At 52.4% G+C, this 17,711-nt stretch carries 15 protein-coding genes; 12 read left to right on the top strand and 3 right to left on the bottom strand.

What is annotated here, in order from left to right; genetic code table 11:
- The first annotated feature begins 60 nt into the window (after nt 1–60).
- From CQ007_RS01990 to CQ007_RS02020, 7 genes are all read left to right on the top strand, one after another.
- Nucleotides 61–1,464 carry a DUF1329 domain-containing protein gene (locus CQ007_RS01990; protein WP_105643227.1) on the top strand — a complete coding sequence of 468 codons (1,404 nt, stop codon included), beginning with the start codon at nt 61–63 and terminating at the stop codon, nt 1,462–1,464.
- 175 nt (nt 1,465–1,639) lie between these two features.
- Nucleotides 1,640–2,716: a YCF48-related protein gene (locus CQ007_RS01995; RefSeq protein ID WP_158256703.1), complete on the top strand. Its 1,077-nt coding sequence runs from the start codon at nt 1,640–1,642 to the stop codon at nt 2,714–2,716.
- Between the two features lie 4 nt (nt 2,717–2,720).
- Nucleotides 2,721–5,171, top strand: a complete 2,451-nt coding sequence (locus CQ007_RS02000) for an RND family transporter (protein ID WP_105643229.1) — start codon at nt 2,721–2,723, stop codon at nt 5,169–5,171.
- Nucleotides 5,172–5,312: 141 nt separating this feature from the next.
- Nucleotides 5,313–6,467 (top strand): LLM class flavin-dependent oxidoreductase, encoded by a 1,155-nt coding sequence (locus CQ007_RS02005; RefSeq protein WP_105643230.1) that lies wholly within the window; start codon nt 5,313–5,315, stop codon nt 6,465–6,467.
- A 60-nt stretch (nt 6,468–6,527) separates the two neighbouring features.
- Nucleotides 6,528–7,619, top strand: a complete 1,092-nt coding sequence (locus CQ007_RS02010; protein WP_105643231.1) for an LLM class flavin-dependent oxidoreductase — start codon at nt 6,528–6,530, stop codon at nt 7,617–7,619.
- A 136-nt stretch (nt 7,620–7,755) separates the two neighbouring features.
- A complete protein-coding gene (locus CQ007_RS19285; protein WP_146114527.1) occupies nt 7,756–9,075 on the top strand; it encodes a PAS domain-containing protein in 1,320 nt (439 codons plus the stop codon).
- Nucleotides 9,076–9,179: 104 nt separating this feature from the next.
- A complete protein-coding gene (locus CQ007_RS02020) occupies nt 9,180–9,974 on the top strand; it encodes an SDR family oxidoreductase (protein WP_105643232.1) in 795 nt (264 codons plus the stop codon).
- Here the strand turns inward: CQ007_RS02020 and CQ007_RS02025 are convergent.
- The gene (locus CQ007_RS02025) at nt 9,920–10,594 is read right to left on the bottom strand and encodes a TetR/AcrR family transcriptional regulator (protein WP_105643233.1); all 675 of its coding nucleotides are present in this window, start codon (nt 10,592–10,594) and stop codon (nt 9,920–9,922) included. The genes CQ007_RS02020 and CQ007_RS02025 overlap by 55 nt on opposite strands.
- 199 nt (nt 10,595–10,793) lie before the next feature.
- On the opposite strand from CQ007_RS02025, the gene CQ007_RS02030 reads away from it, so the two are divergent.
- Nucleotides 10,794–11,924: an LLM class flavin-dependent oxidoreductase gene (locus tag CQ007_RS02030; RefSeq protein ID WP_105643234.1), complete on the top strand. Its 1,131-nt coding sequence runs from the start codon at nt 10,794–10,796 to the stop codon at nt 11,922–11,924.
- Nucleotides 11,925–12,078: 154 nt separating this feature from the next.
- Here CQ007_RS02030 and CQ007_RS19135 read toward each other — a convergent pair whose 3' ends face one another.
- Entirely contained in the window at nt 12,079–12,855 is a 777-nt protein-coding gene (locus CQ007_RS19135; RefSeq protein ID WP_256582161.1) for an NUDIX domain-containing protein, read from the bottom strand.
- Here CQ007_RS19135 and CQ007_RS02040 point away from each other — a divergent pair.
- The gene (locus tag CQ007_RS02040; protein WP_256582163.1) at nt 12,748–13,500 is read left to right on the top strand and encodes an alpha/beta fold hydrolase; all 753 of its coding nucleotides are present in this window, start codon (nt 12,748–12,750) and stop codon (nt 13,498–13,500) included. The two genes, CQ007_RS19135 and CQ007_RS02040, sit on opposite strands and share 108 nt — an antisense overlap.
- A 33-nt stretch (nt 13,501–13,533) precedes the next feature.
- Here the strand turns inward: CQ007_RS02040 and CQ007_RS02045 are convergent, their stop codons facing one another.
- The gene (locus CQ007_RS02045) at nt 13,534–14,316 is read right to left on the bottom strand and encodes an SDR family NAD(P)-dependent oxidoreductase (RefSeq protein WP_105643237.1); all 783 of its coding nucleotides are present in this window, start codon (nt 14,314–14,316) and stop codon (nt 13,534–13,536) included.
- A gap of 149 nt (nt 14,317–14,465) precedes the next feature.
- Here CQ007_RS02045 and CQ007_RS02050 point away from each other — a divergent pair, with 149 nt between their 5' ends.
- From CQ007_RS02050 to CQ007_RS02060, 3 genes are all read left to right on the top strand, one after another.
- Nucleotides 14,466–15,350: an SDR family NAD(P)-dependent oxidoreductase gene (locus tag CQ007_RS02050; RefSeq protein ID WP_105643238.1), complete on the top strand. Its 885-nt coding sequence runs from the start codon at nt 14,466–14,468 to the stop codon at nt 15,348–15,350.
- Between the two features lie 144 nt (nt 15,351–15,494).
- Complete coding sequence (locus tag CQ007_RS02055) at nt 15,495–16,682, top strand: acetyl-CoA C-acyltransferase family protein (protein WP_105643239.1); 1,188 nt, start codon at nt 15,495–15,497, stop codon at nt 16,680–16,682.
- Between the two features lie 27 nt (nt 16,683–16,709).
- Nucleotides 16,710–17,564, top strand: a complete 855-nt coding sequence (locus CQ007_RS02060) for a 3-hydroxybutyryl-CoA dehydrogenase (protein ID WP_105643240.1) — start codon at nt 16,710–16,712, stop codon at nt 17,562–17,564.
- The last annotated feature ends 147 nt before the right edge of the window (nt 17,565–17,711 follow it).

Consider the following 17,711-nt stretch of genomic DNA (forward strand, 5'->3'; position numbering starts at 1 on the left):
ATTGCTAAGATAACGTATAAATAGAAAATATTTCCTATAATTACAAGAAGGAAAGCAGTCATGTTTAAAAAGACAATCGTCGCTGGGTTGATATCTGCTATCACTCTATGCTTTTCCGGGACGGTTTTGGCAGCCGTATCAGCCGAGGAAGCAAAGCGTCTGGGAGCGGATCTGACCGCACATGGTGCTGAGCGTGCTGGTAATGCTGACGGTAGTATTCCCGAGTACACCGGTGGCCTTCAACCGCTGCCCGAATATGACCGGGATTCAATGCAGACTTATATACATCCCTATGCGGATGAGAAACCTCTGTTCACTATCAGTGCAGAGAATATGGCTCAGTATGAAGATGCCTTGACCGTTGGTACACAGGCATTACTGCGGAAGTATCCTACCTATAAGCTGAATGTATATCCGACTCATCGTTCTGCCCGCTATGAGGACTGGGTGCTCGAGAATACCTTGGTCAATGCCACCACAGCAGAACTGACAGGCAGCGTGATGGGTGATGCGGTCAAAGGGGCGGACCCAGAAGGTTTACCGTTGCCTGGGGTTCTATTCCCGATACCGAAAGATGGTTATGAGGTAATGTGGAACCATAAGCTGGCATTTGCTCCAGCGATCATGCACCAGCATAACCAGGCGTTTGTGGTTGACTCCAATGGGGGGGTAAATGTCCTTGCTACACCTAACCAGCATCATATGCGTCCCTGGTATGACCGCAGCGGCAAATTACGTGCGGACTCGCATGGAGCGATTCTCTCGTTCTCAGCAGTACAGACGAGCCCTCCTCAGCAGGCCGGCGTAACCTTCCTGAACTTCTATCTGCCCACGGCAGATAATGGTGGCCAACTGGTCTGGTTCTATACCCCAGGACAGCGGCGTGCTCGTCGGGCACCTGATTTCGCCTACGACCTGCCAATCAGCGCCTATGGTGGCGTTCTAATGTGGGATGAAATCTTTGGATTCGTAGGTCGTATGGATCGTTTCGACTTCAAACTGGTAGGTAAGACCGAAAAAATTGTGCCTTATAACGCTTACACTCTAACGCAAGAGGCTAACCCGCGTGAGGTGTTGGGTAAGGAACATCTTGATCCCGAGGCGCTACGTTTCGAGCGGCACCGTGTATGGGTAGTTGAAGCAGAGCGCAAGCCTGGTGCACGCCATGTATATAGTAAGCGTCGCTTCTATATAGATGAGGACAGTTGGCAAGTCGTTGCCCTTGAAACTTATGATGATGCCGGGAAATTGTGGAAAAACGGCTTTATTCAGAGCTTTCCAACTTATGATGTTGGAGGCGTGAATAACAATACTTGGGCATTTGATGATCTGATTTCGGGGAGCTATATGCTAATAAATGCCGGCGCCTCTCAGCCTGGCCATTGGAACCGATCTTATACGAGTACTGAGGGTATGAGGATTGCATTGACCCCTCGTGCAGTAGAGGCACAGGGAGTGCGCTGATAGCTGGGAATGACTTGGTGGGACAGGGCTGCCTGCCAAGTCATTTCAGAATGGAGGAATTGCTAGACAAACAATGTGTCCTCTCATTTGGGTAGTTGGAAGTACGTTATCTTAAACTCGATCGGGTAAAACAAATATGTGTGTTACTACATCGCGGAAAGCGTTAAATACCTTCATGGCTATTCCGTTTCTGTTTTTGAGTGTGCTTGCATTGCCCTCGAAGGCTGAGTTCAAGGACCCATTGGATATCCCTGCCGTAGAGCAAAAGAATTCGTTGAATAAACCCTTTATAGGAAGCTCGCAAAAAGGACGCCTTTCAGTGATAGTGGGGCCGGCAGGCCTGATTCTGGCCTCTTCTGATGCAGGGCAGAGTTGGAAGCAAGCCCAGGTGCCGGTGCAAAGTGATCTGGTTGCCGTTACTTTGGTGAGCGAGAGTAAAGGGTGGGCAGTGGGGCATGACGGTGTGATTCTTGTCACTGCCGATGGTGGCGCTAGTTGGCAAAAGCAACTGGATGGTGTCATGGCTGCTGAGCAGTTCAAAAAATATTATGAAAACATGCTGAAGAAAGGTGAGCCCGAGGCGGAGCTTGCTCTGGAGGCGACAGAGTTGAACTATCGAGATGGTCCCGCACTACCTTATCTCGATGTCTGGTTCAAGAATGAGTCGGTCGGCTTTGCTGTTGGGGCATTCGGCAATATTGCTCGTACGGATGATGGTGGAGATACCTGGGCTCCATGGACGCACAGAATAGATAACGAAAGTGGGCTGCATCTTAATAGTGTGACTGCGGTTGGAGGGGGGATTTTCATCGGCAGTGAACGTGGCACGATCTTCAGATTGAATGAAGAAACAAATATCTTCGAGATCATTGATACTGGATATTCGGGTAGCTTTACCGGTATCACCGGAGATGATAGTCAGGTTATTGCCTATGGGCTGCAAGGCACAGCTTACCGCAGCACTGATAGCGGGGCTAATTGGCAGGTTGTTGCAGGGCTACCTCGTTCCACGATAAATAATGCATTCCTGCGAGCAGATGGGAAAGGATTTGTACTTGTAAGTCAGGCGGGAGAGCTGGTTCTGACTGATCATTATTTTTCCAGTTTTGATGTGCTGAATTCCGAAAAAACCACTATCTATACCTCGGTTGTGGAGGCGGCTGATAATGAGTTTCTAGTGACCACCCTGGAGGGCGTCGAGCGGATTTCACTCTCGGAGCGTAAAACAGAAAAGCCAAGAACCCAGGAGTAAGGCTATGTCCGCTAATGAAAAAAATATAGCTCAAGGCGAAGATGTCGGCGGGGCATTTGACGAGTCTTCAGGCACTATTTTTGAACGAGTTTTGTTTTGCAATCGCAAGATCCTTTTTGCTATTGGAGTTTTGGTAACTCTGTTCTTGGCCCATCAGTCGGCCAAACTGGATGTTAATGCCAGCTTTGAGAAGATGATGCCGTCAGAGCATGAGTATATTAAGAACTACAAAGAATTTGCTGGTAACTTGAGAAGTTTGGGTAATGCTGTGACTGTGGTGGTCGAGAACAAGAACGGCAGCATTTACGATGCGGAATATCAGAAAACATTAAGTGAAATCAACGACAGAGTATTTCTGATCAAGGGGGTTGATCGCGCATTTGTGCAATCCTTGTGGATGGCATCAGTGCGCTGGACGGCTGTAACAGAGGAAGGGTTTGATGGTGGCCCGGTCATGCCGCCGGACTATGACGGATCCTCAGAAAGCCTGAACAAGCTACGGGACAACGTCGCCAAGGCGGGGCTCAAGGGCTCTCTTGTTGGATTGAATGAACGTTCCAGTGCGTTGTTTATCCCCTTAATGGAGCGTGACTCGGAGACCGGCGAGCCTCTCGACTATAAAGCCTTCACCGATAGTCTGAGGGCTATCAATGATGAGTTTGAGAGCCGCGGCGTGGAGTTGCATGTCATTGGCTTCGCCAAGTTGGTGGGCGACCTCATTGCGGGGCTGATGCAAGTACTCAGTTATTTTATAATTGCGGCTGTGGTTGTATCAGTACTCGTCTATTGGTATTCACGTTGCTTGATCAGTACCAGCGTTGTCATTATTTGCTCGCTGATGGGCGTGGTCTGGCAGTTGGGTATGATGCGGTTGATGGGCTTTGTCCTTGATCCCTTCTCCGTGCTGGTGCCATTTCTGGTGTTTGCCATTGGGGTCTCCCATGGCTCGCAGATGATAAACGGGATTATCCAGGATATCGGTAGCGGGCTTGGCCGTTATATGGCATCCCGGCTTACCTTCCGTCGGCTTTGCCTAGCGGGTACCGTAGCCTTGGTATCCGATGCACTGGGTTTTGCGGTAATCGCTGTTATCGCCATACCTGCGATTCGGGACCTGGCGTTTCTCGCAACGATGGGAGTGGTTGCGCTGATCGTTACCAACTTGTTTTTTATCCCCGTAATACTGTCTTTCACTGGCATCACCAAGCGGGCTGCCAAGCATGCGGAGCGGGTACAGAAGAGTAACCACTCCGTCAGTCAATGGCTTGGGTTGATTACCGGCAAGAAGGTAGCTGTTGGAGTTTTGGTGTCGGTTGCGGTGATTACCGTAGCAGGATTCATCTATGGACAGAAAATGCAGATCGGTGATGTCGAGGCGGGCGCTCCGGAACTGCGTGCGGACTCCGAGTACAATCTGGATGTGGAGTACGTACAGAAAAATTATGGACTATCTAACGACCTTTTCGCCGTTATTGTGACAACGCCGGAAGGCGGCTTGGGAAATTTTGAAACACTGCTTGAGATTGATCGACTTGAGCGCTTGCTGCGGGATTTACCCGGAGTACAGGTCACAGAATCTGCAGCCAGTATGGCGAAGAAGTTTACCCCGGCCGGGTTCGAAGGCTCACCCAAGTGGTACACAATCAGCCGTAGCCCCTATATTACTAATGATGCGGTTGATAGTATATTCACCGCGCGTCCAGGTCTTATTAATGACTCCCGTACCGTAGCTCCGATCATCGCTTATCTGACGGATCATAAAGCCGAGACACTGCAGCGTGTCGCCGAGGTGGTAGAAGATTTTGCTGCTGAACACAATAATGACCAACGTCAGTTCCTGCTGGCGGCGGGTAATGCCGGTGTCGAGGCTGCAACAAATCAGACAGTAGAAAAAGCTAATTATCAGATGCTAGTACTGGTTTATGCTGCGGTGATTCTACTGTGTTTGGTTACTTTCCGTAGTTGGAGGGCTGTAGTGATTGCTATTTTGCCTCTGGTGGTTATCTCCACCCTGGGGCAGGCATTGATGGTGTTCATGGGCATTGGTCTCAAGGTCGCGACGCTCCCTGTTACGGCGCTTGGTGTTGGCATCGGTGTGGACTATGCGTTGTACCTGCTTACCGCGTACATGGTTTTCCTGAGACAGGGTATGTCCGTCAGACAGGCCTATGTCAATGCCTTGGTGTCTACAGGGAAGGTGGTCATGTTGGTTGGCGTTACATTAACCGCAGCGGTTGCTACCTGGGCATGGTCACCCATCAAGTTCCAGGCGGATATGGGGTTAATGCTGGCCTTCATGTTCCTGGGGAATATGCTGGGCGCCTTGATTATCATTCCCGCCTTGGCCACTTTTCTTTTGAAACCGAAGAATATGAATAAGGAAATAAAGGAAAACAAGGTGGAAATGAAAAAGAATATTTTAGAGAAAATACACGCAGAAAGAGCGCTTGTTTGATAAGCCCTACTTTTGAGAGCTGAGCCGAATAACGGATAGGTTATCTGTATATTTTTTCACTGCAATATCAACAATGATGTTTGCTTAATGGTGGGCCCTGATTAATTTGTAAGAACCAAAGAACGGGATGGGGAAGACAATATGAAATTCAATTTGATGCAAACGGGAGTGATTGGCCGCCGGCATGAACTGGAAGCCGGTATGGCCGGCCAGCGGCCCGAGCTGTACCAGCGTTTCCTGGAAGAGGTACGCGGCTATGTACGCCTGGCTGACGATCTGGGGTACGGGGCTTACTGTCAGCCCGAACACCACTTGCAGATCGAAGGGTTCGAGATCAACAACCACCCGGGCATGTTCAGTTTGTATGTAGGCTTACACTCCAAGCGCATGAAGGCCGGCATTATGGGCTATACCCTGCCCACACATAACCCGGTACGGGTCGCCGAGGAAATTGCCACGCTGGATCACATGCTCCAGGGTCGACTGATGGTGGGCTTAACCCGTGGTTACCATGCACGCTGGGTTGACTCCATGGCGGCTCGCCCGGGTGTGAGCGCCACTACACCGGTGAATGCCAAGGCGCGTGACGAGCAGGATGCGCTGAACCGTGAAGTGTTTGAAGAGTCCTTGCAGATCATCAAGAAAGCCTGGGCCAGTGATGTGTTCAGCCACAAGGGCAAGCACTGGGAGTTTCCGCCCAATGGCGGTTCATCGGGTCATCCGGCCTATGCCAGCATGGGTAAAGGCATGGATGCTGATGGGATCGTACGTAAGATCGGCATTGCTCCCAAGTGCTATCAGACCCCCCATCCGAAGATCTATGGTGGCTTTGCCGGCAGCATGCGGACAGTGGATATGTGGGCCCGCGAAGGAGGCAAGCCGATCGTACTGGCGGCGGACCTGGACTTCTGTGACACCTTGTGGAACCGCTATGCCGAAACGGCGCGGGCCCATGAGCGTGATGTTGCCCGTGAAGACGTTGCCGCCTGGGGTGGTTTTTTGATGCTGACTGACGACAAGGACCATGCGCAGAAGCTGATGGCCGAGCATCAATGGTTCTGGGACAAGTGGTTTATTCCCTTCGGTCAGAAGATGCCGAACGTTCTGATCGGCAGTGCCGATGAGATTGCCGACCAGATTGGCCGTGCCCATGACCGTCTGGGCTTTAATGAACTGTTTCTCATGTTTGGCCAGGGCCACCTGGATCCGGAACAGAACAATGAAGAGCTGGAGAAGTTTGCCTCATTGGTTGCGCCACGCTTCTCCACCAAGGATGCCGAAGGCACCATGGTGTGAGCCTGTGGTTAAAAGAGTCAATTAGGCAGCTTAAAAAGATAAGAATGAGAGGATAAGACCATGCAATGCGGATTTTTTCATACTCCATATAATCTTCCCCACCGTACTGCGAGAGAAATGTTCGACTGGTCTCTCAAGCTGGCACAGGTATGTGATGAAGCTGGCTTCGCCGATTTCATGATTGGCGAGCACTCCACACTGGCTTGGGAGAATATTCCCTGTCCTGAAATCATTATTGGTGCCGCGGCGCCTCTCACCAAGAATATTCGCTTTGCGCCGATGGCGCATCTGTTGCCTTACCATAATCCGGCAAGTCTGGCGATTCAGGTTGGCTGGTTGTCGCAAATTCTCGAGGGTCGGTACTTTCTTGGTGTGGCGCCTGGTGGACATCATACAGATGCCATTCTGCATGGGTTCGAAGGGATTGGTCCGTTGCAGGAACAAATGTTCGAAGCGCTTGAACTGATGGAGAAGGTATGGGCTAGAGAGCCCTTCATGGAAAAGGGAAAGTTCTTTCAGGCGGGCTTTCCCGGGCCGGATACCATGCCAGAATACGACGTGGAAATTGCAGACAATAGTCCTTGGGGTGGTCGTGAAGCCTTGGAGATCGCTGTTACGGGGCTGACCAAGAACTCGTCATCCCTGAAGTGGGCTGGAGAGCGCAATTATAGCCCGATCTCGTTCTTTGGAGGTCACGAGGTAATGCGCTCGCACTACGACACTTGGGCTGCAGCCATGGAGTCGAAAGGTTTGACTCCTGAAAGATCACGCTTTCGGGTTACCCGTGAAATCTTTATTGCCGACACAGATGCTGAGGCAAGGAAGCGGGCCAAGGCAAGTGGTATGGCCCAGACATGGCAGCATTATCTATTCCCCATCTACAAAAAATTCAATCTTTTTCCTGGGATTATTAAGGACGCGGGTGCGGACATTGACCCGAGCCAGATTGATATGGACTTTTTGGCTGATCATGTATGGCTTTGTGGATCACCGGAAACTGTGACTCGCAAGATAGAAGCCATGATGGAAAGGTCGGGTGGTTGCGGCCAGGTTATTGTCAATTCGCATGACAATATCGATAATCCGGAGCCCTATTTCGAGTCTCTGCAGCGATTAGCGCAAGAAGTCATTCCCAATATCAAGATGAGCTGAAGCATGAATGAAGCGGCTGCTGGCCAGTAGTCGCTTTCCTGCTCTGAACCTGAATTAATTTTATCGCAGATCAGCGTAAAAGGCAGAGGACGGAGTAGGCCCAGTTACTTTTGAATTTGCGAAAGAAGGGGGGCATGTGTTTTTCTCAAAAGCTGATAAAACCGCAACCGAATGTCTGAGACACCTTCTCGATGCGCTTGAAGGTGGACATCTGGATCTACCTCCCGGAGGTACTGCGAATCCTCTGCTCAACCAAGTTAGAGAGGCCTGGCAGAACCATCATGCCGAACGCCAGCAGGAGAAGAACCAGCTCATTCAACTGGCTGATCAACTGCACCGGTTGACCGCAAAGCTGGCGAGTTGTGAGGAGGAACGAGAGTACATAAATGCCCGTTTGGGCTTTATCAGCCAGAGTAGTACCGACGGTTTTTGGGACATGAAAGTGGTCGGTGGTGACCTCATGAATCCAGCGAATGGGCTGTGGTGGTCCGATCGCTTCCGCTCGTTGCTCGGTTTTCAGGACGAGCAGGACTTTCCTGGCAGGTTGAACAGTTGGATAGCGCGACTTCACCCTGAAGACAAGCAATCAACCCTGGAAGCACTGTCCCAGCATATGCACGGCGGAGAAGGACAGGTGTCTTATCGTCTGGAGCACCGACTGGCGATAAAAACCGGCGAGTACCGCTGGTTTGTAACCAGTGGCCGGGCTCAGTGCGATAGCCGTGGGACATGTCTGCGAATTGCTGGTTCTATGCGGGATATCCATGATCAGCGCCAGCGCGACCGGGAGCTGGACAAGACGTTAACGCGTTTCGAGCTGGCCCGGGAAATGCTGAGCGATGGTTTGTGGGATATGGAAGTAGTTGATGGTGATCCGATGAATCCGCATAACCCTTTCTGGTGGTCCGAGCAGTTTCGTCACATGCTGGGCTTTGAGACTGCCGAGGAGTTTCCCAATGTATTGGAAAGTTGGACATCGCGTATTCATCCGGAGGACAAGGAAGAAGTGTTCCGAACATTCGCTATTCACCTCGGCGATCGCAGTGGCAGGACACCTTTTGATGCTTGTTATCGGATCAAGCTCAAGAGTGGTGAGTACCGTTGGTTCCGTAACCGTGGTCAAACTCGCCGCGCTTCGGATGGCAGTCCAGTACGAATGGTAGGTGCGTTGATTGATATCCATGTCATGCGCTTGGAGGAACAGCTGCGGGAAGAGCAGATCACGCAGCGCAGAGACCTTGAACTGAATCTGCACAAGTTGACGGAAATAGTTACCACTATCCAGGGGATTGCCAGCCAGACCAACTTGCTGGCACTCAATGCTGCCATTGAAGCTGCTCGCGCTGGAGATGCTGGTCGTGGTTTTGCCGTAGTGGCTGATGAAGTGCGCAAACTAGCGACCAGGACCAGTGAGGCGACCCAGCAGGCGGCCGATATGATCGGCTCCCGTGCCTGAGCTTCTGCCTTCCATCCTCGGGTGAGAAACCAGAGTGCGTGCCAAGGCAAGTAGTGCGCAAGAAGTCGTTTCCCATCATATTTTTTGACAAACAAGGGGCATATATGTCTAGCATTGATCTCATCGGATTGTTTTCCGTTGCGGGCAAAACCGTACTGGTGACTGGTGGGGCCAAGGGTATAGGTGCGATGATTACCCGCTGTCTGGTGGCTGCAGGCTGCAGGGTGTTGGTTGTCGGACGTGATCATGTCGCAGCGAACAGCCTGAACCATGAACTGGCGGAGTACGGCGGGTTTGAATTCATCTCCTGTGACCTCTCCTGTAATGATCAACTGGCGGATTTGCTTCACGTCGTGCAAAACAGCTGTTCCCAGCTGGATGCGCTGATCAACAACTCTGGTATATTTCATGCGCCGCCGCTGGGCTCTGTCACCGAGCAGGATTGGTCCGCGGTAATGAACCTCAACCTGCAATCACCATTTCTTCTTATCCAGGGACTATGTCCTCTGCTGGAGAAGGCCGGCACAGCTGACGATCCGGCACGCATAATCAATATCGGCTCGGTGGGGGGTATTCTCGGGAAAAGTTTCGGCGGTGCCTATGCCTATGGCTGCAGCAAGGCTGCCATTCATCAACTCACTCGCACGCTGGCGTCGGATCTATGTGCGCGCAATATCAATGTCAACGCGATCGCACCGGGTTTTTTCCCCAGTGATCTGACGGCAGGGGTTGTCGCTGATGCCGAAGTCGAACGGGCGGTGCTGGATAGTATTCCTGCCCATCGTTTTGGCAGGACGACGGATGTCGGCGGTACCGCGATCTATTTGATATCACGTGCTAGTGCCTATCTTACCGGCTCGGTAGTCGCCCTTGATGGTGGTCTGATGATCGCCCCCTGAGTCTGAAGATCATCCGCTGAATTTCTGTTTGAAAACAACGCGTCGAACACTATGTCCACCATCTTTTTTTGAAGCGCTGGATAGTCTTCTTGGTCTGTCTTTTCACTCGATGTGAAACAGGCTGTCCCCAAGGTGCCTATCCATAGCAACTGGACCGCTTCATGGGCGGGATAATTCAGGGCGCCTGCGTCATATAGCAGCGACAGGTCCTTCTCGACTGTACGCAGTGTTTCCGCGACGCTGACGGGTGGGGCGCCGGCAAGGATTTGCTGGATGACTATCCGACACATGAGTGGCTCCTGACGGGCAAAGTGATCGAAGGCGCCCCAGCCGTTTCTCAGACCTTGTTGCGGACCTCCCTCTTTTGTACCTTGGAGGTAAGCCTCTGCGACTTGTTCATAGGTTTCATCGATGGCGGCGCGGTGCAAACCCGCCAGGTCACCAAAGTAATGATAAATCGTTGGTGCGCCGACACCGGCCATGGCGCATATGGCCCTTGAATTCGCGCCCTCGCGCCCGGTAGTGCTGAGCAGGTGCCGAGCCACTTCCAGTAATCGCTTCTTTACTTGGGTTGCCTCGCCGCTGCGACCTTTCATACTGCGAGAAATCACTGGTTTCATATGAACAACCTATGTATGGAATCAAACGGCTTTCATGCGCGGGTTCAGCTTAACGAAGTTTGCATTAAAAATCATGGTAAATAAATCAACATCTAGGTTGATTTGACAGTATAACGTCGTTATATTGGCTCTGTGGCCTAGTCTGCAATCAGCAGGCAGTGCCTCCTTGCCTACTACCCATTTAGAGGAGATAACAATCATGGCAATGGAAACCGGTTTGATTTTTCATCCCTACATGCGCCCGGGGCGTACAGCCAAACAGACGTTTGACTGGGGTATCCAGAGTGCCGTTCAAGCGGACAGTGTGGGAATTGATTCAATGATGATCTCTGAGCATGCCTCGCAGGTATGGGAAAATATTCCCAACCCGGAGTTGATCATCGCAGCGGCAGCCTTGCAGACTAAAAATATTAAATTCGCCCCAATGGCGCATATCCTGCCTCACCAGCATCCGGCCAAGTTGGCCACGATGATTGGCTGGCTTTCTCAGATACTGGAAGGGCGTTACTTTCTCGGTATCGGTGCTGGGGCCTATCCCCAGGCGTCTTACATTCACGGTATCCGCAACGCGGGTCAGTCAAATACGGCAACGGGTGGCAACGAGACCAAGAGCCTGAATGATATGGTCCGCGAGTCGCTCTCCATCATGGAAAAAATCTGGAAGCGAGAGCCTTTCTTCTATGAGGGTAAATACTGGGACGCTGGGTATCCAGAAGAGCTTGAAGGTGACGATGGTGACGAGCAGCACAAGCTGGCTGATTTCAGCCCGTGGGGAGGGAAAGCTCCTGAAATTGCGGTGACGGGATTCAGCTACAATTCGCCATCCATCCGTTTGGCAGGAGAGAGAAATTTCAAGCCCGTTTCAATTTTCTCTGGTCTGGATGCGCTGAAGAAACACTGGGAAGTCTACTCAGAAGCAGCGATAGCTGCTGGCCATACCCCAGACCGTGCACGCCATGCCGTTTCCCAAACAGTGTTCTGCGCTGAGACTGATAAGGAAGCCAAGCGACTTGTCATGGAAGGTCCTATCGGTTACTGCTTCCAGCGCTACCTCATTCCGATCTGGCATCGTTTTGGCATGATGGATGGTTTTGCAAAAGATGCAGGTATCGATCCGGCAGATGCTGATCTGGAGTTTCTCGTTGATAACGTGTTTGTTGTCGGCTCACCTGAAACGGTTACTGAAAAGATCAACGCCTTGTTTGCTGCTACAGGTGGCTGGGGAACGCTGCAGGTGGAGGTTCATGATTATTACGACGACCCTGCGCCCTGGTTTCAGTCGCTGGAGATGATCTCCAAGGAAGTCGCTCCCAAGATCGCGCTGCCGTAAATCGGTTGGATCAGACAAGGGGCGCGATGCTTCGCGACCCTTGTCTGAGCTGCCATCGTTGGGTTCTGTGCAGGCTAGAAAGCATTCTCATGGGCTGCTTGTCGCGTGCATGGGCTAGAGGCCGAGCGGGCCCTGTCATGGCCTCACCGCTAGCCTATTGGAAACAGGTTGCCATGGAGTGATGCAAGCCACATGCCTCAAGAATGTCTGCAAACCAGGGGACGATGGCAATCTCATCCAGTTTTTCAGGATTAAGCCAAGCGCAATCATCATTCTCCCAGTTAAGGGTCAGTGCCCGAGTTTGACTGGCAAAGTGAAATGTATGTACGCGCCATATGCGGCCATCCAGACCTTCCAGATGCAGTACTTTGCTGCTGAGGAGCCGGAGATCAGATCTGGAGATGCCGGCTTCTTCCTGGACTTCTTCCAGTGCCTGTGCCAAGGGATCGTTGCACGCATCGAGAAATCCGGTCACACAGTTCCAGCGCCCCACATCGCCCGTCACCAATGGACTGCGCCGCAACAATGCAAGCTCCCCCTGGTGGGAAAGTACGGCAGCTACGATGTCGTGACAGACCACTGGTGTAACTTGCTCCGCTGTCATTTGGCTTCTCATGGTGGCCTCCGTGAACGGATTCAAGCATTTTCGTGTGACTTTGAACCTATAGTGGTTCAAGATATACTCCAAGTCAACCTTGGCGTTGATTTTGTGGGATTCTCGATTGGGAGATGAAGCAGTATGGGAGCACTCCGAACGCAATTTTTCTTCAATGGCGGACAGAAACTGGTGGCCAGCGTTGGTGGGCCGAAGGATGGCCCTGGCGTGCTCTTTCTGCATGGCGGCGGGCAGACTCGATACTCGTGGAACAGCTGTGCTGTAGATCTGGCTGATGAAGGTTTCCGCATTATCAGTCTTGATTTGCGAGGTCATGGGGATAGCGCGTGGGCTGCAGATGGATACGCTATCGAGTTGCAAATGCAAGATGTCTTGAAGATCATTCCGCAGTTTTCCCGGCCCCCGGTATTGGTGGGTGCTTCGCTGGGCGGGTTGATCGCGCTTAATACCCTGGGTGCACATGCCTCCAGCGGCAGAGCTCTGGTGTTGGTGGATATCACGCCGCGTATCAACATGCAGGGCGCGGCACAGGTGCGTGATTTCATGACCGCGAACCCGGAAGGCTTTGAAAGTCTTGAACAGGCTGCCGAGAGCATTTCGCGCTATCTTCCCCATCGTCGGCGCCCTGAAAACCTGTCTGGTCTGCAGAAGAATCTCAGGATGCGCAATGGGCGTTGGCATTGGCATTGGGATCCCAGCCTGTTTGCCTCACTGGATGCCTCCAAAGAGGCAGCAGAGGCGCGTCATGAGCAAGCCGGCAGGAATGTCAGAGTGCCTACGTTATTGATCCGAGGTAGCCGGAGCGAGCTGGTGGGTGATGATCAGGTTAAGCGGTTCCGGGAATTGATTCCGCACGCTGACTTTATTGATATCCCAGGCGCTGGGCATATGGTTGCGGGGGATAGCAACGATGTGTTCACTCAAGCCTTACGGGAATTTGTCACCAGTTTGCCTGACTAGATACGCCCCCCTTTGAAAGGGGGCGTCAGCGTGTCAGCGTACCGATATCAGGCCACCATCCACAGGCAACATCTGCCCGGTAATGAAACGTGAGCCGTCGCTGGCAAGAAATACCATGACCGGCGCCAGGTCTCTATCGGCATCACCAAACTTGCCCCCCAACGGAATATCCACTTGAGTTGCCGCATCATGTGCTGCCAGCTCAGCGGGGGATAGCGCCTCACGGAAGGCGGCGTACATGGGGGTGACCATATAGGGTAATACTGCGTTGACACGCACACCATCCGGCCCCCATTGACGCGCTACGTTGCGTGTCCATGTATGAACTGCAGCTTTGCTCGCTGCGTAGAGCCCATTATTCAGCTCGCCGACCAGCCCTGACTCGGAGCCGAAGTTGATGATGTTGCCAGCTCCCTTGGGTTTCATCAGTCGATAAGCTTCGGCGTTGGTGTTCATCGTACCCAGCACGTTGATACTGAACAGGTGATTGAATAGATCTTCCGGGATAGCGTCGGGAGGCGAGTGGCGCTGTACGCCAGCGATATTGGCGAGAACATCCAGCCCGCCCATATTATCTGTCGCCCTTCTGAAGGATTTCTCTACGTCGTTGCGATCACTGATGTTGCAATGGTAGTAGCGTGCATCGCTGCCTGGGAATGCCTCCAGGAGTTCAGTGACGACCTGATGGCCCAATGCATCATTGACGTCCATGGAGGCAACAGCCGCTCCCGCTGCGACGTATGCTCGGACTACGGCTGCTCCAATGCCTTGGGCTCCCCCGGTAACGATGATTCTTTTTCCTGTCAGTTGCTGCATTCTGCACCTCTTTATATTTTCCCGGTCACGAAATTCAGTAGATGCATTGTTAGATCAGGTTGTTGTGTTTGGTCAACTTTTGTGTTGATTTTGTGTGTTGCCTATGCAAAAGTTAGCGGCACTTAAGAATAAGAAGGGAGCTTTCCGCAATGTCAAGGTTGCTCAATAAGGTTGCTGTCATTACTGGCGGGGGGCGGGGAATAGGCAAGGCCATAGTCGAAGCTTTCGTAGCGGAAGGTGCGCGTGTTGTGATAGGGGATATTGATCCACAGGCCGCAGGACTTGAGTCACGGTTTGGTGCCGAGCGGGTAGTATTCAAGCGTGCCGACGTGACTGTTGAAAGTGATATTGAGGCGCTGGTCACCTGTGCGGTAGAGCGTTTTGGCCGATTGGACATCATGGTTAACAATGCAGGTGCGCTGGGGGATCAGGCTGCTGTGGTCGATCTGGATTCGCACAGCTTTGCTAGAACCATCGCTCTCTTGCTGGGATCTGTAGCCTTGGGACATAAATATGCTGCCCAGCAGATGATTGCGCAGGGGGGCGGCGGCAGTATCGTGTCGCTTTCGAGTATCGCTGGTATCCAGGCCGGTTGGTCGTCCGCATCCTATGATGCGGCAAAGGCCGGGGTGTTGCACTTCGCTCGTTCGGCTTCCTATGAGCTCGCAACTGAACAGATTCGCTCCAATGTGGTTGCCCCCGGTTTGATTCTGACTCCCATCATAGGTACTGCGTGTAATGTCGCTCCAGAACACTATGAAGCATTCACTGAAAGCTTGCGGGAGCCATATGGTGACTTGATCCCCTTGGGGCGCGCAGGGAAACCGGAAGATATTGCTCAGGCGGTGCTGTTCTTTGCTTCGGAGGAGTCCTCCCATATCACAGGTCAGGCGCTTGCCGTGGATGGTGGGCTGACATCGATGACAGGTTTTGATATCGGCGGTGTCGTTGCGAAGGCAGTAGAGAGCTTCAACGCGCAACTAGATAGACCCGATGAGGGGAAGATCGGCTGGCTGCCAAACAGGAACAGTTAGGCTTTGTATCTTGGCTGCTTGGCAGGCTGAGACAAAACGTATGCTCCGTTTAGGCTGCAGATAGACACTGCCTGCAGCCTTTTTTTATAGGGGGTGTCGATAGCTTCGCCTACGACGCCATTGGAAATATGAGAAGGGGGAAACATGGCGCAGCGACAGGTATTTGTAGTCAGTGCAGTGCGAACTGCTATTGGTAGTTTTGGCGGTGCCTTGAAAGATCAGCCGCTTTCCAGGTTGGCTACGGTCGCTGTCTCTGGAGTACTTGAACGTGCTGGAGTCCCGGCGGATCGAGTTGGCCATGTGGTGATGGGCAACGTTATTCCCACAGAGCCGAGGGATGCTTATCTGAGTCGGGTGGCAGCGATGGATTCCGGTATTCCGCAAGAGGTACCGGCGTTTAACGTCAATCGACTCTGCGGTTCTGGATTACAGGCGATTATTTCTGCTACGCAATCGATCCTGCTGGGTGATACCGATATTGCCATCGGCGCTGGGGCCGAAAGCATGAGCCGAGGACCATTCCTCCTGCCCCATCTTCGCTGGGGTGCGCGCCTGGGCAATACTGAAGCGGTGGACTATATGAATGGAATTCTCCACGACCCATGGAAGCTCAAACACATGGGAGTCACTGCTGAAAATGTGGCAGCCCGTTATGGAATTGAGCGTGTTGCCCAGGATGAACTGGCGGTTGAAAGTCAGCATCGCGCCGCACGGGCCATTTCCAAAGGCTATTTTGACGAGCAGATTGTTCCTGTGGAAATCAAGGGGCGTAAGGGTGTCAGCCTGTTCAATCGTGATGAGAACGTGCGCCCGGATGTCACGGTAGAGCAGTTGTCGGTGATGAAGCCGATTTTCGTTCGTGAGAATGGCACTGTCACCGCCGGTAATGCCTCCAGCTTGAATGACGGAGCGGCGGCGTTGCTGTTGATGGAAGGTCAAACGGCAGAGAAGCTGGGCATTGATCCGCTGGCGCGCCTGGTTGGTTATGCTCATGCAGGAGTTGACCCGGACTATATGGGTATTGGCCCGATCCCAGCGGTAAGGCAAGTGCTGCAGAAAACCGGCATCAAGCTGGAACAGATCAATGTGATTGAGGCCAACGAGGCATTCGCTGCGCAGGCATGTGCTGTCATTAGAGAGCTGGGTCTGAATCCGGAGATCGTCAATCCCAATGGATCAGGGATTTCTCTTGGCCATCCCGTCGGCGCTACGGGAGCCATCATCTCCACCAAAGCCATTCATGAATTGCATCGCACTGGCGGGCGCTACGCTCTGGTCACCATGTGCATCGGTGGTGGCCAGGGTATTGCTGCTATCTATGAGCGACCGTAACGCTAGTTTTGCCACTGGAGAATAACGATGTCAGGAAGTATCAATAAAGTGGGTGTGGTTGGCGCAGGCACTATGGGCAATGGTATCGCCCAGGTATGTGCAGCAGCAGGGTTGACAGTGGTGATGCTGGATATTGATCAGGTATCGCTGGAGCGAGGCATGACTGTCGTGGCGAGTAGTCTGGATCGGCTGGTGCTGAAAGGAAAGCTCACCCCCGCTGACCGTGAGTCGGCGTTGGAACGTATCTGCACTACCATGGATTATGCTGACTTGGCTGAGGTGGATCTGGTTATTGAGGCGGCCTCTGAGGCAGAGGGTGTGAAGCTGGCAATCATTCACAGGCTGGATCAGGTCGTTGGCAAGGGTGCCATCATTGCCAGTAACACTTCGTCAATCTCGATTACCAAGCTCGCCGCTGCGAGTAAGACGCCAAATCGTGTCATCGGCATGCACTTCTTCAATCCTGTGCCGGTCATGCTGCTGGTTGAAGTGATTCGGGGTTTGCAGACCGACGATACTACCTATGAAGCGGTGAGCCACTTTGTTGAAGTAATCAAAAAAACCGCTATTTCAGTAAAAAACAGTGCCGGTTTTGCTGTCAACCGGATTCTGGTGCCGATGATCAACGAAGCAGTATTCGTTCTCCAGGAAGGTATTGCGTCTGCGCAGGATATAGATGATGGCATGCGGCTGGGGTGTAACCATGTGATCGGGCCATTGGCGCTTGCAGATCTTATCGGCCTGGATACTCTGCTGGCTGTCATGGAAGTATTCTACGCCAGTTTCAATGACTCCAAATACCGTCCAGCTCCTCTGCTAAGGGAGATGGTGGAGGCGGGATATCTGGGACGTAAAAATGGCCAAGGCTTCTATCATTACTAGGATCGCTGCTGGCCGCGAGGATCTCAGCTGATGTAAGCTGGCGCGTTGAGATATGGTCATTCGCTCCTTCTCTTGATGGGAGCGCCGGTACTAGCTAGCATGGCGCGTTAAAGCGAACATGCTGGTATGGTTTTTGCTCTTTTAATA

This window comes from Pseudomonas sp. MYb185 (genome assembly GCF_002979975.1).
In the GTDB taxonomy this organism is placed as follows: Bacteria; Pseudomonadota; Gammaproteobacteria; order Pseudomonadales; family Pseudomonadaceae; genus Halopseudomonas.

What these genes read in the sequence shown, in the direction of transcription:
- CQ007_RS01990 (WP_105643227.1), top strand. Translation starts at nt 61, where the DNA reads ATGTTTAAAAAGACAATCGTCGCTGGGTTGATATCTGCTATCACTCTA.
- CQ007_RS01995 (WP_158256703.1), top strand. Translation starts at nt 1,640, where the DNA reads ATGGCTATTCCGTTTCTGTTTTTGAGTGTGCTTGCATTGCCCTCGAAG.
- CQ007_RS02000 (WP_105643229.1), top strand. Translation starts at nt 2,721, where the DNA reads ATGTCCGCTAATGAAAAAAATATAGCTCAAGGCGAAGATGTCGGCGGG.
- CQ007_RS02005 (WP_105643230.1), top strand. Translation starts at nt 5,313, where the DNA reads ATGAAATTCAATTTGATGCAAACGGGAGTGATTGGCCGCCGGCATGAA.
- CQ007_RS02010 (WP_105643231.1), top strand. Translation starts at nt 6,528, where the DNA reads ATGCAATGCGGATTTTTTCATACTCCATATAATCTTCCCCACCGTACT.
- CQ007_RS02020 (WP_105643232.1), top strand. Translation starts at nt 9,180, where the DNA reads ATGTCTAGCATTGATCTCATCGGATTGTTTTCCGTTGCGGGCAAAACC.
- CQ007_RS02025 (WP_105643233.1), bottom strand. Translation starts at nt 10,594, where the DNA reads ATGAAACCAGTGATTTCTCGCAGTATGAAAGGTCGCAGCGGCGAGGCA.
- CQ007_RS02030 (WP_105643234.1), top strand. Translation starts at nt 10,794, where the DNA reads ATGGCAATGGAAACCGGTTTGATTTTTCATCCCTACATGCGCCCGGGG.
- CQ007_RS19135 (WP_256582161.1), bottom strand. Translation starts at nt 12,855, where the DNA reads ATGACCTCGCAAATCAAGACTGATAATGCGGAAACCTTCATCAGCCAG.
- CQ007_RS02045 (WP_105643237.1), bottom strand. Translation starts at nt 14,316, where the DNA reads ATGCAGCAACTGACAGGAAAAAGAATCATCGTTACCGGGGGAGCCCAA.
- CQ007_RS02050 (WP_105643238.1), top strand. Translation starts at nt 14,466, where the DNA reads ATGTCAAGGTTGCTCAATAAGGTTGCTGTCATTACTGGCGGGGGGCGG.
- CQ007_RS02055 (WP_105643239.1), top strand. Translation starts at nt 15,495, where the DNA reads ATGGCGCAGCGACAGGTATTTGTAGTCAGTGCAGTGCGAACTGCTATT.
- CQ007_RS02060 (WP_105643240.1), top strand. Translation starts at nt 16,710, where the DNA reads ATGTCAGGAAGTATCAATAAAGTGGGTGTGGTTGGCGCAGGCACTATG.